Origin of the sequence: Chitinophaga sp. OAE865 (assembly GCF_040546735.1) — a bacterium.
Classification (GTDB): Bacteria; Bacteroidota; Bacteroidia; order Chitinophagales; family Chitinophagaceae; genus Chitinophaga; species Chitinophaga polysaccharea_A.
This window is the reverse complement of the sequence record NZ_JBEPOF010000001.1, coordinates 7701091-7716083: the sequence shown is the minus strand read 5'-3', so window position 1 is coordinate 7716083 and position 14993 is coordinate 7701091. Positions and strand designations below refer to the sequence as shown.

10 protein-coding genes are annotated in these 14993 nt (G+C 46.7%); all 10 read left to right on the top strand.

The features are described 5' to 3' along the window. The first annotated feature begins 30 nt into the window (after positions 1–30). The 10 genes from ABIE50_RS30685 to ABIE50_RS30640 all read left to right on the top strand — a co-directional run bounded on the left by ABIE50_RS30685 (position 31) and on the right by ABIE50_RS30640 (position 14967). On the top strand, positions 31–1215 hold the full coding sequence (locus ABIE50_RS30685) for a transglutaminase domain-containing protein (protein ID WP_209862832.1): 1185 nt from the start codon (positions 31–33) through the stop codon (positions 1213–1215). A gap of 227 nt (positions 1216–1442) precedes the next feature. Then, positions 1443–1886 (top strand): 50S ribosomal protein L11, encoded by a 444-nt coding sequence (rplK, locus tag ABIE50_RS30680; RefSeq protein WP_079470671.1) that lies wholly within the window; start codon positions 1443–1445, stop codon positions 1884–1886. A gap of 44 nt (positions 1887–1930) precedes the next feature. Further along, positions 1931–2620 carry a 50S ribosomal protein L1 gene (gene rplA / locus ABIE50_RS30675; RefSeq protein WP_142686073.1) on the top strand — a complete coding sequence of 230 codons (690 nt, stop codon included), beginning with the start codon at positions 1931–1933 and terminating at the stop codon, positions 2618–2620. A gap of 58 nt (positions 2621–2678) precedes the next feature. Continuing rightward, positions 2679–3206: a 50S ribosomal protein L10 gene (gene rplJ / locus ABIE50_RS30670; RefSeq protein ID WP_142686074.1), complete on the top strand. Its 528-nt coding sequence runs from the start codon at positions 2679–2681 to the stop codon at positions 3204–3206. A gap of 96 nt (positions 3207–3302) precedes the next feature. Then, positions 3303–3674 carry a 50S ribosomal protein L7/L12 gene (gene rplL / locus ABIE50_RS30665; protein ID WP_142686075.1) on the top strand — a complete coding sequence of 124 codons (372 nt, stop codon included), beginning with the start codon at positions 3303–3305 and terminating at the stop codon, positions 3672–3674. A gap of 218 nt (positions 3675–3892) precedes the next feature. Continuing rightward, positions 3893–7702 (top strand): DNA-directed RNA polymerase subunit beta, encoded by a 3810-nt coding sequence (gene rpoB, locus ABIE50_RS30660; protein ID WP_142686076.1) that lies wholly within the window; start codon positions 3893–3895, stop codon positions 7700–7702. A 121-nt stretch (positions 7703–7823) separates the two neighbouring features. Continuing rightward, positions 7824–12122 (top strand): DNA-directed RNA polymerase subunit beta', encoded by a 4299-nt coding sequence (gene rpoC / locus ABIE50_RS30655; RefSeq protein WP_142686077.1) that lies wholly within the window; start codon positions 7824–7826, stop codon positions 12120–12122. A 98-nt stretch (positions 12123–12220) separates the two neighbouring features. Next, the gene (locus ABIE50_RS30650; protein ID WP_209862829.1) at positions 12221–12922 is read left to right on the top strand and encodes a DUF4397 domain-containing protein; all 702 of its coding nucleotides are present in this window, start codon (positions 12221–12223) and stop codon (positions 12920–12922) included. Positions 12923–13239: 317 nt separating this feature from the next. Next, entirely contained in the window at positions 13240–14238 is a 999-nt protein-coding gene (locus tag ABIE50_RS30645) for a glycerophosphodiester phosphodiesterase family protein (RefSeq protein WP_209862825.1), read from the top strand. A 114-nt stretch (positions 14239–14352) separates the two neighbouring features. Further along, complete coding sequence (locus ABIE50_RS30640) at positions 14353–14967, top strand: OmpH/Skp family outer membrane protein (protein WP_209862821.1); 615 nt, start codon at positions 14353–14355, stop codon at positions 14965–14967. The last annotated feature ends 26 nt before the right edge of the window (positions 14968–14993 follow it).

The window sequence follows — 14993 nt, the reverse complement described above, 5'->3', positions numbered from 1 at the left end:
GTTTATCACATATGCCCTATATCTGTTGATATGAAATCAGTGATTGTTGTGATGCTGGGATTCCTGTTGATGAATACTGCGGGCGCCCAGCCAGGAAAGCTCAAACAAGTTAAACCAGCCTCCGTTGCAATTGTCTCCATCCCGGAAGAGGCAACGGCTTCTCCAACGATGATGGCCAAATGGCTGAAAGCCCATACAGGGAATGCTGTAGCGTTGCAACAGGCTTTATTTAACTGGATGGCCACGCATATAGCCTATGATGTGGAGAATATGAACCGGATAAGCAGCTACCGGGATTCGGCGGCTGCAATGCTTAAAACATTGCGTACCCGTAAGGGACTGTCTACTGATTATGCGGTTTTATATGCGCAGGTATGCAGGGAAGCGGGAGTTCCTGCCATTGTGGTAACCGGGTATGGCCTGCAGAATGGCATTCCCACCGGTTCGCACGATTGGGTGGTGGTGAAGAACGGAGCTCAGTGGGCAATAACAGATCCTACCTGGGGAGCCGGGGTGGTGGAGAACGGCCGTTTTGTGCCGGGGATCAACTGGACCTGGTTCCGGACGGTGCCGCAGGTAGCAGTGAAAACTCATATGCCTTATGACCCCATGTGGCAGATGCTGCCTTTCCCTTTACGTCATGATGAACAGGGCAGCCAGGCTTTTGCAGCTGCCAATAAACGCCCCGTTTTTGCTTATAATGATACTTTGAGTAACTGGTTCCGGCAGTCGAGACTGCAACGGCTGGAATATGCGGCTGCCCGGATCCGCCGTTTCGGGGGAGCAGCCAATCCGTTTATTATGAGCGAGCTGGACTGGATGGACCAGTCGATCAAAGTGCTGGCCGCCAACCAGGAAATTGAGGCCCGGAACCGGAGTATAGACGAGTTTAACAGGCTGAGCCGCGATTATGCAGCTATTGTGCAGTTATATAATGAGTATGTGGATTTCAGGAACCGGAGGTTTACCCCGGAAGTGAAGGATGAAGCGTTAAGGAAAACGATCGGGGAAATAGCGTTGAAGCTGGGGGCGGTTGAAAAGGCGCTATCCGGGTTGCCGGGTGGCGATGATGCGATGAAGGGGAATATCATGGAATTGCAGCGGGCACTTGCAGAAATGAAGGACAAGGTAGGGGATGAGCAGCAGTTTGTGAATAAGTATATAAAAACGGAGAAAGGCAAGCGTAAGGAATTGTTGTATGCAAATGGAGGATAAATTGTAACTTTGCCGGCTTCGGAGAATAAGGAAATTTTACGGGAAATGCAATGGATTTGTAAAAAAAATCTGATCATGAGCAAAAAGAATGCCCACTTTCAAATACTTTTTGACAAGTTCGTAATAATATATACCTTTGCATCCCCTTTAAAAGGTTATTTTTAGTCTTTTACTTTTGGGAGTTTCCTGTTTTGCAGGGAGCGTTTAACCAAATTAAATTAAGAAACATGGCAAAAGAAATCGCAACGTACGTGAAATTGCAGGTGAAAGGCGGCCAGGCCAACCCTGCACCTCCAATTGGACCTGCGCTGGGTTCTAAAGGTGTGAACATCATGGAGTTCTGCAAACAGTTCAATGCCCGTACCCAGGATAAAATGGGTAAAGTATTGCCTGTGTTGCTGACTGTTTACACAGACAAATCTTTCGACTTCGTAATTAAAACTCCTCCGGCACCTGTACAGCTGCTGGAAGCTGCTAAATTGCAGAGTGGTTCTAAAGAACCTAACCGTAACAAGGTGGGTAAAGTTTCCTGGGCTCAGGTAGAGGCTATTGCACAAGACAAGATGGCTGATCTGAACTGCTTTACGCTGAACAGCGCTATGAAAATGGTGGCTGGTACTGCTCGCAGCATGGGTATTACTGTTGATGGTAAAGCCCCTTGGGAAAACTAATTGTTTCACCCTGTTGAGGCAGGATCTTAAAATCATTTTGACAAATGGCAACTAAAAAGAGAAAAGTAGCTGACGCTAAGCTCGAAAAAAATAAGATTTATAGCCTGAAAGAGGCTTCCAGCTTAGTTAAAGATATTAACTGTACTAAATTCGACAGTTCTGTCGATTTACATATCCGCTTAGGCGTTGATCCTAAGAAAGCAGACCAGGCGATCCGTGGTTCCGTAACGCTTCCACACGGTACTGGTAAAACTAAAAGGGTGTTAGTGCTTTGCACACCTGATAAAGAAGCTGCTGCAAAAGAAGCAGGTGCTGATTTCGTTGGACTGGATGAATTTATCCAGAAGATCGAAGCTGGCTGGACTGAGGTAGACGTAATCGTAGCTACTCCTGCTGTAATGCCGAAGATCGGTAAACTGGGTAAGATTTTAGGTCCACGTAACCTGATGCCAAACCCTAAGACCGGTACTGTTACCAACGACGTTGCAGCTGCAGTAAACGATGTTAAAGGCGGTAAAATCACTTTCAAGGTAGATAAGGCTGGTATCATCCACGCTTCTATCGGTCGTGTATCTTTCGCATCTGATAAAATTGAGCAGAACTCATTAGAGCTGATCAACGCTATCATCAAGCTGAAACCAGCTACTGCAAAAGGTACTTACCTGAGAGGTCTGTCTATGGCTAGCACCATGAGTCCTGGTATTGTTATCGATACTAAATCTGTTCAAAACTAATTGATCACGAGTTGTAGCCGTTATCTGTAAAGATGGGGCTTGCTACAAACGTTATAATATGAATAAAGATCAAAAACAAGAAGCGATTGAACTGCTGAAAAGTAAGTTCTCTCAATATAGCAACTTTTATATCACTAATACCGAATCATTAACGGTAGCGCAGGTGAATGACCTGAGGAAAGTGTGCTTCGATAAGCAAGTGGAAATGAAGGTGGCTAAGAACACCCTGATCCGTAAGGCTTTGGAATCCCTGGACAGCGAAAAGTATGCAGGTGTTTATGACAGTCTGCATGGCGTAACTGCCCTGATGTTCTCCGACAGCCCGAAAGAGCCGGCACTGATCATCTCTTCCTTCCGTAAAGCAAACGGTAAACTGGAAAAACCAGTACTGAAAGCTGCATTTGTTGCCGATGAGGTATTTGTAGGCGACAACCAGCTGACTGCTTTAACCAACATCAAGACCAAGAACGAGCTTATCGGCGAAGTTATCGGTCTGTTGCAATCTCCTGCAAAGCGCGTTATTGCTGCTTTACTGGAAAAAGGCAAGAAAGAAGAAGCTGGGGTGGAAGCACCTGCAGCAGAATAATATGGCTGGCCGTGGGCTATCCATATACAACATTGGCTTCCAAGTCACAATATAATTAACAACAACATTACAAACATTACATTAAAACATTATAAAATGGCAGACGTAAAAGCATTAGCTGAACAATTAGTAGGTTTAACTGTTAAGGAAGTACAGGAACTCGCAGATGTACTGAAATCCGAGTATGGCATCGAACCAGCTGCTGCTGCAGTTGTGGTTGCTGCCGGTGGTGGCGAAGCTGCTGCTGCTGAAGAAAAAACTGCCTTCAACGTTATCCTGAAAGCTGCAGGTGCTAGCAAACTGAACGTTGTTAAGATCGTTAAAGATCTGACCGGTTTAGGTCTGAAAGAAGCGAAAGAACTGGTTGACGGTGCACCTAAATCCATCAAGGAAGGCGTTACCAAAGCTGAGGCAGAAGACCTGAAAGCTAAGCTGACCGAAGCTGGTGCTGAAGTTGAAATTCAGTAATTCTTTGCTTAAGTATACATCTTTTAAAGGTCAAAAGTGCTTTTGCACTTTTGGCCTTATTCCCTTTGGGAAAGTGTCTTTTTCAGAGAGTCAAAACGGGGAATCACTACCAGGTGACTTTGACCACGTGCAGAAGGCATAAATAAATTGGGATGGTATTGGCAAAGAAATCTTAATTTCCCTAATTCTTACAAGTCATATAACTGCTAACTTCGAATATGTCTCTAAAAAAAGCCCAAACAAACGAAAGAGTAAATTTTGGAAAGATCAAACAAGTTACTGAGACACCGGATCTGTTGGCTATCCAAATCCAATCTTTCAAGGATTTCTTCCAATTAGAAACCACACCAGACAAGCGAAACAACGAAGGCCTTTTTAAAGTATTTAAAGAGAACTTCCCGATTACAGATACCAGAAATATCTTTAATCTGGAATTCCTTGATTATTTCGTGGATCCTCCGCGTTATACCATCGAGGAGTGTATTGAGCGCGGGCTTACTTATTCTGTACCGTTGAAAGCGAAACTCCGCTTAAGCTGTAATGATGAGGAGCATGTGGATTTCCAGACGATTGTGCAGGATGTGTTCTTAGGAAACATTCCGTACATGACTCCAAGAGGTACTTTCGTTATTAATGGTGCTGAGCGTGTTGTTGTATCCCAACTGCACCGTTCACCTGGTGTTTTCTTTGGTCAATCTGTACATCCGAACGGAACCAAGATCTACTCTGCAAGGGTGATCCCGTTCAAGGGCGCATGGATGGAGTTTGCAACGGACATCAACAACGTGATGTACGCTTACATCGACCGTAAGAAGAAATTCCCGGTAACCACCCTGTTGCGTGCCATCGGCTATGAAACAGATAAAGATATTCTGCAGCTGTTTGGCATGGCAGATGAAGTAAAAGCAGACAAGAAAAGTCTTGATAAATATGCCGGCAAGAAGCTGGCAGCCCGCGTTTTAAGAAGCTGGGTGGAAGACTTTGTGGATGAAGATACTGGTGAAGTGGTGAGCATCGAGCGTAATGAAATTATGCTGGAGCGCGATAGCATCCTGGATGAAGCGAATATCGAAACCATTGTAGATATGGGATTGAAAAGCGTGTTTGTTCAGAAGGAAGAGGTGAGTGGTGATTTTTCCATCATCTACAATACATTAAACAAGGATACATCTAACTCCGAGCTGGAAGCCGTTCAGCACATCTACCGCCAGTTGCGCGGAGCTGATGCGCCGGATGATGAAACAGCAAGGGGTATCATTGATAAATTGTTCTTCTCCGACAAACGTTACGATTTAGGTGACGTAGGTCGTTATAAGATCAACAGAAAATTAGGTCTTCCTACCCCGTTAGACATGAAAGTGCTGACGAAGGACGACATCATCTCCATCATCAAGTACCTGGTACAGCTCACAAACGGTAAGGCGGAAATCGATGATATCGATCACCTGTCAAACCGCCGTGTACGTACTGTAGGCGAGCAGCTATATGCTCAGTTTGGTGTTGGTCTTGCACGTATGGCACGTACCATCCGTGAAAGAATGAACGTACGTGATAACGAGGTATTTACGCCGGTTGACCTGATCAATGCGAGGACGCTGTCTTCCGTGATCAACTCCTTCTTTGGTACTTCCCAGTTGTCACAGTTCCTGGATCAGACAAACCCATTGTCTGAAATCACGCATAAACGCCGTATTTCCGCTCTCGGACCCGGTGGTTTGAGCCGTGAAAGAGCAGGCTTTGAGGTGCGTGACGTTCACTACAGCCACTATGGCCGTTTGTGTACCATTGAAACACCGGAAGGTCCGAACATTGGTCTGATCTCCACCCTTTGTGTTCACGCAAAGGTGAATGAGATGGGCTTTATTGAAACACCTTACCGTAAAGTAAACAGCGGTAAAGTGGATATGCATAAAGTGGAGTTCCTGAGCGCTGAGGAAGAAGATTCTGTGAAGATTGCGCAGGCGAATGCCCCACTGGATGACAAAGGACATTTTATAAATGATAAGGTGAAATCCCGCGAAACCGGTGACTTCCCGATCCTCGACAGGGATGAAGTGGAATTCATGGACGTGGCGCCTAACCAGATCGTAGGTTTGAGTGCATCACTGATTCCGTTCCTGGAGCATGATGATGCCAACCGTGCGTTGATGGGATCAAACATGCAACGTCAGGCCGTGCCACTGCTGAATCCGGAAGTTCCTATCGTAGGAACCGGCCTGGAAGGCAAGGCAGCGCGCGACTCCCGTTTGCAGATCACCGCAGATGGTAACGGTGTGATCGAATTTGTGGATGCAAATGAAATCCATGTTCGTTACGAACGTGATGAAATGCAGAAACTGGTGAGCTTTGAAGATGATCTGATCGTTTACACACTTACCAAATTCGTAAAAACCAACCAGAGCACCTGTATTAACCTCAGACCTTGCGTAAAGAAAGGTCAGCGTGTTAAGGATGGCGACTTCTTAACAGAAGGTTACGCTACCCGTGGTGGTGAACTGGCGCTGGGACGCAACCTGAAGGTAGCGTTCATGCCATGGAAAGGTTACAACTTTGAGGATGCGATCGTAATTTCTGAGCGTGTTGCACGTGAGGATCTGTTTACCTCCATCCACATTGATGAATATGAACTGGAAGTTCGTGATACCAAGCTGGGTGAAGAAGAGCTGACCCCGGATATCCCCAACGTAAGTGAAGAGGCTACCAAGGACCTCGACCAGAACGGTATTATTCGTGTTGGTGCACACATCAAGGAAGGCGATATCCTGATCGGTAAAATCACTCCGCGTGGTGAATCTGATCCTTCCCCTGAAGAAAAGCTGTTAAGGGCGATCTTTGGTGACAAGGCTTCTGATGCGAAAGACGCTTCATTGAAAGCGCCTCCGTCAACAGAAGGTGTGGTGATTGATAAGAAACTGTTCAGCCGCGCGAAGAAAGATAAGAATTCCAAAACCCGTGAAAAGGCAGCTATCGAGAAACTGGAGAAAATTCACCAGAAGAATGCGGAAGACCTGCTGGAAGTGCTGATGAGCAAGTTGCAGGTATTACTGAAGGATAAAGTATCCCAGGGTATTACCAATACTTACGGTGAAGTACTGATTTCAAAGGGCTCCAAGTTCTCTCCGAAGAACCTGGTAAATATTGATTTTATGAACGTAAATCCACTGGGCTGGACAACAGACGAAGTGGTGAACGATCAGATCAATACCCTGCTGCATAACTATAACATCAAGTTCAACGAAGAGCTGGGCCGTTACAAACGTGAGAAGTTCAACATCTCTATTGGTGATGAGCTGCCAGCCGGCGTACTGAAACTGGCGAAGGTTTACCTGGCCAGCAAACGTAAGCTGAAAGTGGGTGATAAGATGGCGGGACGTCACGGTAACAAGGGTATCGTAGCCAAGATCGTGCGTGATGAAGACATGCCGTTCCTGGAAGATGGTACACCACTGGATATCGTACTGAACCCACTCGGGGTACCTTCCCGTATGAACCTCGGACAGATCTACGAAACCGTATTGGGTTGGGCAGGTCTGAAACTGGGAGTACGTTTTGCTACGCCGATCTTTGATGGTGCTACTACTGAAGAAATTGCTGAATATATCAAGGAAGCAGGTTTACCAAGCTTTGGTCACGCTTACCTGCACGACGGTGAAACGGGCGACCGCTTCCACCAGAAAGCAACCGTGGGTGTTATCTATATGCTTAAACTGAGCCACATGGTGGATGATAAGATGCACGCCCGTTCTATCGGACCGTACAGTCTCATTACCCAACAGCCGCTGGGTGGTAAAGCCCAGTTTGGTGGTCAGCGTTTTGGTGAGATGGAGGTATGGGCACTGGAAGCATACGGTGCATCCAACATCCTGCAGGAACTGCTTACTATTAAATCTGATGATATCGTGGGTCGTGCCAAAGCATATGAATCTATCGTGAAGGGCGACAACATACCGAAAGCCGGTGTGCCTGAATCCTTCAATGTATTGATCCATGAATTGCGTGGTCTGGGTCTTGATCTGAAATTTGACTAAGAGCTTTTAGCTACCAGCCATTGGCAGTAATGCCAGTGGCTGATAGCTTGGATATTTCGCAGGAATAAAATTTTTGTCGCTGGCTTACCACCAACGGCTAACAGCTAAAAGCTAATTACAGATGGCTATCAAAAAAGAAAATCGTCCTAAATCAAATTTTAACAGCATTACCATCAGTCTGGCTTCTCCGGATGTTATCCTGGAGCGTTCATACGGTGAAGTGCTGAAACCTGAAACCATCAACTACCGTACTTACAAGCCGGAACGTGATGGTTTATTCTGCGAAAGAATATTCGGACCTGTAAAGGATTACGAATGCTATTGCGGAAAATATAAGCGTATCCGTTATAAGGGTATTGTGTGTGACCGTTGTGGTGTTGAGGTAACGGAGAAGAAAGTACGTCGTGAGAGAATGGGCCATATTCGTTTAGTGGTGCCCGTTGTACATATATGGTATTTCAAATCCCTGCCTAACAAGATCGGTTACCTGCTTGGAATGAGCTCCAAGAAACTGGAAACCATCGTTTACTACGAAAGATACGTAGTGATCCAGGCGGGTATGAAACAGGAAAAAGGTATGAACTATGGTGACCTGCTCACTGAAGAAGAATACCTGGATATCCTGGACACCCTGCCGAAAGACAATCAGCTGTTACCGGATGAAGATCCTAACAAGTTTATTGCTAAAATGGGTGCAGAAGCGGTGGAAATGATGCTGGCCCGTATTGACCTGGACAGCCTTTCTTACCAGCTGCGTAACCAGGCTGCCACTGAAACTTCCCAGCAACGTAAAGCGGAAGCGCTGAAGCGTTTGAGCGTAGTGGAAGCATTCCGTGAAGCCAATGGCCGTGTGGAAAACCGTCCTGAATGGATGGTAATGCAATATATTCCTGTAGTACCGCCGGAACTGCGTCCGTTGGTTCCGTTGGATGGTGGCCGTTTTGCGTCTTCCGACCTGAACGACCTTTACCGCAGGGTAATCATCCGTAACAACCGTCTGAAACGTTTGATCGAAATTAAGGCGCCTGAGGTGATCCTTCGTAACGAAAAACGTATGCTGCAGGAAGCAGTGGATTCCCTGTTCGACAACTCCCGTAAATCCAATGCGGTAAAAGCGGAAGGTGGTCGTGCCCTGAAATCCCTGTCGGATGTACTGAAAGGTAAACAAGGTCGTTTCCGTCAGAACCTGCTTGGTAAACGTGTGGATTATTCCGGACGTTCTGTTATCGTGGTAGGACCTGAACTGAAACTGCACGAGTGCGGCCTGCCAAAAGATATGGCGGCAGAGCTGTTCAAACCATTTATTATCCGTAAGCTGATTGAAAGAGGCATCGTTAAAACCGTGAAATCAGCGAAAAAGCTGGTAGACCGGAAAGAAGCGGTGGTTTGGGATATCCTGGAAAACGTGCTGAAAGGTCACCCGGTAATGTTAAACCGTGCTCCGACCCTGCACCGGTTGTCTATACAGGCTTTCCAGCCTAAACTGGTGGAAGGTAAAGCGATCCAGCTGCATCCGCTCGTATGTTCTGCGTTCAACGCGGATTTCGATGGTGACCAGATGGCAGTACACGTGCCTTTGAGCAATGCTGCAATCCTGGAAGCCCAGCTGCTGATGCTGTCTTCACATAACATTCTTAACCCGCAGAACGGTACGCCTATCACCCTGCCTTCACAGGACATGGTGCTTGGTTTGTATTACATCACCAAGGGTAAGAAAACAATGGGAGATGTGGTGGTAAGAGGAGAAGGTAAAGCTTTCTACTCTGCTGAGGAAGTGATCATCGCATTGAACGAAGACCGTATCGATCTGCATGCACATATCCGTGTTAAGGCAGATGTTAGAAATGCAAACGGTGAGCTGGAAAGAAAACTGATCGAAACAACTGTGGGCCGCGTACTGTTCAACCAGTTCGTACCTAAAGCTGCCGGTTATGTGAATGCACTGCTTACCAAAAAATCACTGCGTGAGATCATCGGTGATATCATCAAAGCAACCAATATCCCGGCAACTGCCAAGTTCCTGGACGACATCAAACAATTAGGTTTCCGCATGGCGTTCCGCGGTGGTCTGTCATTTAACATTAATGACCTGATCATCCCGGATGTTAAGCAAGACATGATCGATGGTGCTTCCAGCGAAGTAGACGAAGTTTGGGATAACTATAACATGGGTCTGATCACCAACAACGAACGTTATAACCAGATCATCGATATCTGGTCACGTGTGGATACGAAGGTGACAGAAACCCTGATCCGTGAGCTGGCAACAGACAAGCAGGGATTCAACTCCGTATACATGATGTTGGATTCCGGTGCGCGTGGTTCCAAGCAGCAGATCAAACAGCTGGCTGGTATCAGGGGACTGATGGCCAAGCCGCGTAAGAGTGGATCTACCGGTTCCGAGATCATCGAAAACCCGGTATTGTCCAACTTTAAAGATGGTTTGAACGTATTGGAATACTTCATCTCTACGCACGGTGCCCGTAAGGGTCTTGCGGATACGGCGTTGAAAACGGCGGATGCGGGTTACCTGACCCGCCGTCTGGTAGACGTTGCGCAGGATGTGGTGATCAATGAGGAAGATTGCGGTACACTCCGTGGTATTGCTACTTCAGCGTTGAAAGATAATGAAGAAGTGATTGAAACCCTGTACGACCGTATCCTCGGACGTACTTCCCTGCACGATGTATTTGATCCTCATAATGATGATGAGCTGATCGTTGCTGCCGGTGCTGAGATCACTGAAGAAATTGCACACCGCATTGAGGAAAGTGCGATTGAAACCGTAGAAATCCGCTCTGTACTGACTTGCGAAAGCCGCAGGGGTGTGTGCGTGAAATGTTACGGTAAAAACCTGGCGAGCGGTTATACTGCACAGAAAGGTGATGCCGTGGGTATCATCGCTGCACAGTCTATCGGTGAGCCTGGTACACAGCTCACACTGCGTACCTTCCACGTGGGTGGTGTTGCCGGTTCTACTTCCGTTGAATCCGGTTTGCCAGCCAAGTTTGATGGTACTGTTCAATTCGATGGCTTACGTACTACCACCTACGAAAACAACGATGGTGAAAAAGTACAGGTGGTTATCGGCCGTACCGGTGAGTTGCGTATCATGGACGTGAAAAACGATCGTCTGCTGGTAACCAACAACATTCCTTATGGTTCTACCCTGTTGGTGAAAGACGGACAGAAAGTAACGAAAGGCGATATGATCTGCACATGGGATCCGTTCAACGCCGTTATCGTGTCTGAAATTCCTGGTACCATCCGCTTCGACAGCATCCTGGAAGGTATTACCTTCCGTGAAGAAGCTGATGAACAGACTGGTCACCGTGAGAAAGTGGTAATTGAAACAAAAGATAAGAATAAGATCCCGTCTATCATGGTAGATGGTAACAAAGAGGTGAAATCCTACAACTTACCGGTTGGTTCACACATTGTCATCTCCGAAGGTGATAAAGTAAGAGCCGGACAGGTAATTGTAAAGATTCCACGCGTTATCGGTAAACTGAGGGATATCACGGGTGGTCTGCCACGTGTAACTGAGCTCTTTGAAGCACGTAACCCGAGCAACCCTGCCATCGTTTCTGAAATTGACGGTGTGGTAGCTTTTGGTAACATCAAACGTGGTAACCGCGAAATCATCATTGAAAGCCGTGAAGGCCAGGTGAAGAAATACCTGGTGCCGTTGACACGTCATATCCTGGTTCAGGATGGTGACTTTGTGAAGGCCGGTACTTCACTCTCCGATGGTTCTACTACTCCTGCAGACATCCTGTCTATCAAGGGACCGTTTGCCGTACAGGAATACCTGGTAAATGAGATCCAGGAAGTATACCGCTTACAGGGTGTGAAGATCAATGATAAACACATCGAGGTGATTGTTCGCCAGATGATGCGTAAAGTAAACATCGAAGATCCGGGCGATACCCGCTTCCTCGAAGGTGATACTGAAGACAGGTTTGATTTCTTCGAAGAAAACGACATGATCTTCGACAAGAAGGTAGTAACTGAAGCAGGTGACTCCACTAACCTGAAAGCAGGTCAGATCGTGACACTGCGCCAGGTTCGTGAAGAAAACTCCCTCCTGCGTCGTGCAGATAAGAAACTGGTAGAATACCGCGATGCACAGCCGGCTACATCCAGCCCGCTCCTGCAGGGTATTACGAAAGCGTCTCTCGGCACACGTAGCTGGATCTCTGCCGCTTCGTTCCAGGAAACCACCAAAGTATTGTCGCAGGCTGCCATCAACGGTAAGATCGACGATATGATGGGTCTGAAGGAGAATGTGATCACAGGTCACCTGATCCCTGCCGGTACTGGTTTACGTGAGTTCGAGAACATGATCGTAGGTTCGAAAGAGGAATACGACATCCTGGCCTCTTCCAAAGAAGTGTTCCAGTTTGACGAAGAAGAATAGTATTATACAGATATTAAAACAAAAAGCGCTTGCCCCAAAGGCAGGCGCTTTTTGTTTTAATATCATTACATTTGAGTCCGTAAAAAGAAGCGGATTTCATGAAATACCTGATCATTCCTGTTTTAGTACTGCTGGTGGTAATAGGCGCCTGTAAAAAGGACAGTGATAGCGCAGTGCCCGACACACATGGTAACTTTTTGTTTGTAAATGCAGCGCCCGGCAATGTTCAGTATAATGTGAAGCTGGATACATTCAGCATTGGGAATAATTTAGGTTATAGTGCCAATACCGGGTATAAATCGTTGAGGGCACAGAAGTATAACCTGATCATTGCAGACAGCAGGCAGCCAGGTGTGGAATTGTTCCGGGGGCAGATCTATCTCCGTAACAACCGTTATTACTCCGCTTTCCTGGGGGCCGACAGTGCCGGCGCCCCGCTATTGATCACTACAGAAGATGATCTCAGGGATCCGGGTGCAGGACTGGCTAAATTCAGGGTGATTAATTTTGCGCAGGGGTTCAGGCCTGACCGTTCACCATTTCTCATGGACGTATATTCCGATACGCTTCCCCGTTTTTTCAACAGGATTCCGTTTCCCGCACAAACAGGGTTTGCACCGCTTAGTGGCGACAGCGCCCATTACAAGATCAACTTCCGCTCGACCGATTCTTCCAATACTTCCAAAGTATTGAAAACCGTGGACATGGCCACTCAAACCGGGAAGATCTATACACTGATCAGCAATGGTTATCCGCTGGATCCGGCCAGGTTCAATGTGTTGGTGATACAGCATAACTAAAGCGCCGGCAACAACAGTGCTGAGCAGTACCTAACATCGGTGAAAATGATCGGCTGGTCTTCAGTTGTGTAACAATGGCGACCATGCAGTGCCCGACCTGACACCGGGAGGAATGATCCGCTGGTCTTCAGTTGTACAACAACAGTAGCAATGCCCGCAGCAGTTTTTAGTTTGTAAATGCAATACCAGGCATCTTTTTAAAGCTTTATATTAATTTAATGCAGTGATTTTCCTCCCATGGGGTGGAAATAAATAAATTGCGCGCTATTTTCAGCACAAACGCGGATAACATGAACAATTGCAAAAAAATATTTCTGATGGCAGGGATCATCTTAATGGGTACAACAGCAGCAGGGCAACAGGCCAGTGCTCCTTACCTGGACGCCTATACGATTCCGGTTCAGCAAAAGAACGCCGTAATCGGGAAGATCTACGACAGGAACGGGCAATTATCGGCTGCCACATTGCTGGAAGATAAATCGGGGTTATTTACCGTTAGCGGTCATGCATTAAAACTGAAGAAGAAGGCGGCAATAAGCAAAGAAGGCAGCTTTACATATCCTGTACGCATTAAGGCGGGTGCAGACACGGCCGATTTCCTGCTGGTAGCAGACGATTTTATCCGTAATAAAGTAGTGGCTCACCGTGGCGCATGGAAGCACCATGAGGGGAGCCAGAACAGTATTACTTCGCTGAATGATGCGATAAAACTAGGCTGTGAGGGATCGGAGTTTGATGTGTGGTTATCATCGGATAATGAGATGGTGATTTCGCATGACCCGGAGATAGGAGGGAAGAAGGTAGAAGAGAGCACGCTTGCGGACCTGCAAACCGTGCAGCTGAAGAACGGGGACAGGGTACCTACACTGGAAGAGTTCATTGATATAATTATGAAGCAGCATCGTACGCGGCTGGTACTGGAGCTAAAGCCATCACGTACCGGCAGGGGCGATCTGCTGGCTTCCAAAGCGGTGGCAATGGTGCAGGCGAAGAAGGCCCAGGCGTGGATGTTTTATATCAGCTTTGACTACAACATCTGCAAAAAAATAAAAGAACTTGACCCTGCGGCCAAAATAGCCTATCTCAACGGCGACAAGACGCCTGCGCAGTTACAGGCAGACGGGATATGGGGACTTGACTATAACCAGCAGGTATTTAAAAACGATCCGCAGCTGATAGCTACTGCGAAACAGCATAAAGTGACCACTAATGCCTGGACGATAGATAACCCGGAAGTAATGGATGATTTGCTGAAAAACGGCGTCGATTATATTACCACCAATGAGCCGGAAATCCTGTTGGATAAGGTGAAATAATAATATTAGTTAAAACCTAGCTAAAAAAACGGATGGGAATATGAAAATCCGGTAAAAACCTTATTTTAGCCGTTCCATTTTTAAAATGTACTTAAAGCAAATCCACCTATTAACATGCGCACTTGTAAACAATTAGTGACTAAAGGATTATTAGCGGCATTTTCAGCCGGATTATTGATGTCTTGCCAGGGTAATAAAGCTGGTAACAGTGCGCCAGCTGCATCCTCTGCTGCAAACAGCAATACTCCTGCCGGGGGTAGTTTCAAAATTGCGTACGTAGACCTGGACTCACTGGAAGCGCATTTTGAGTATTTCAAGGAAAAAAGGGCATTGCTGGAACAGAAGCAGCAGCAGATGGATAATCAGTTGAAAGGCAAGGCCCGTGCATTGCAGAGTGAGTATGAGGATCTGCAGCGCAGGGCATCTACACTTACCCAGGAACAGGGCGAAGCCGCGCAGCGCAGCCTGATGTCCAAACAACAGCAGCTGGAGCAGGAAGCGCAGAACCTGCGTGCCTCTTATACCGAGCAGGAAACCAAATTTAACGAGGAGTTGCAGAAGAGACTGGACGATTTCCTGAAAGCATTTAATGCCGACAAACGTTTTGCATATATATTCTCTTACCGCAGCACAGCCAGCAATATCCTTTATAAGGATCCGGCTTACGATGTAACACCGGAAGTTATTAAGGGTATGAACCAGAATGGTTCAGCAGCTTCTGCCAAATAAGCGAATAAAGCATCAGAAAAATTTTC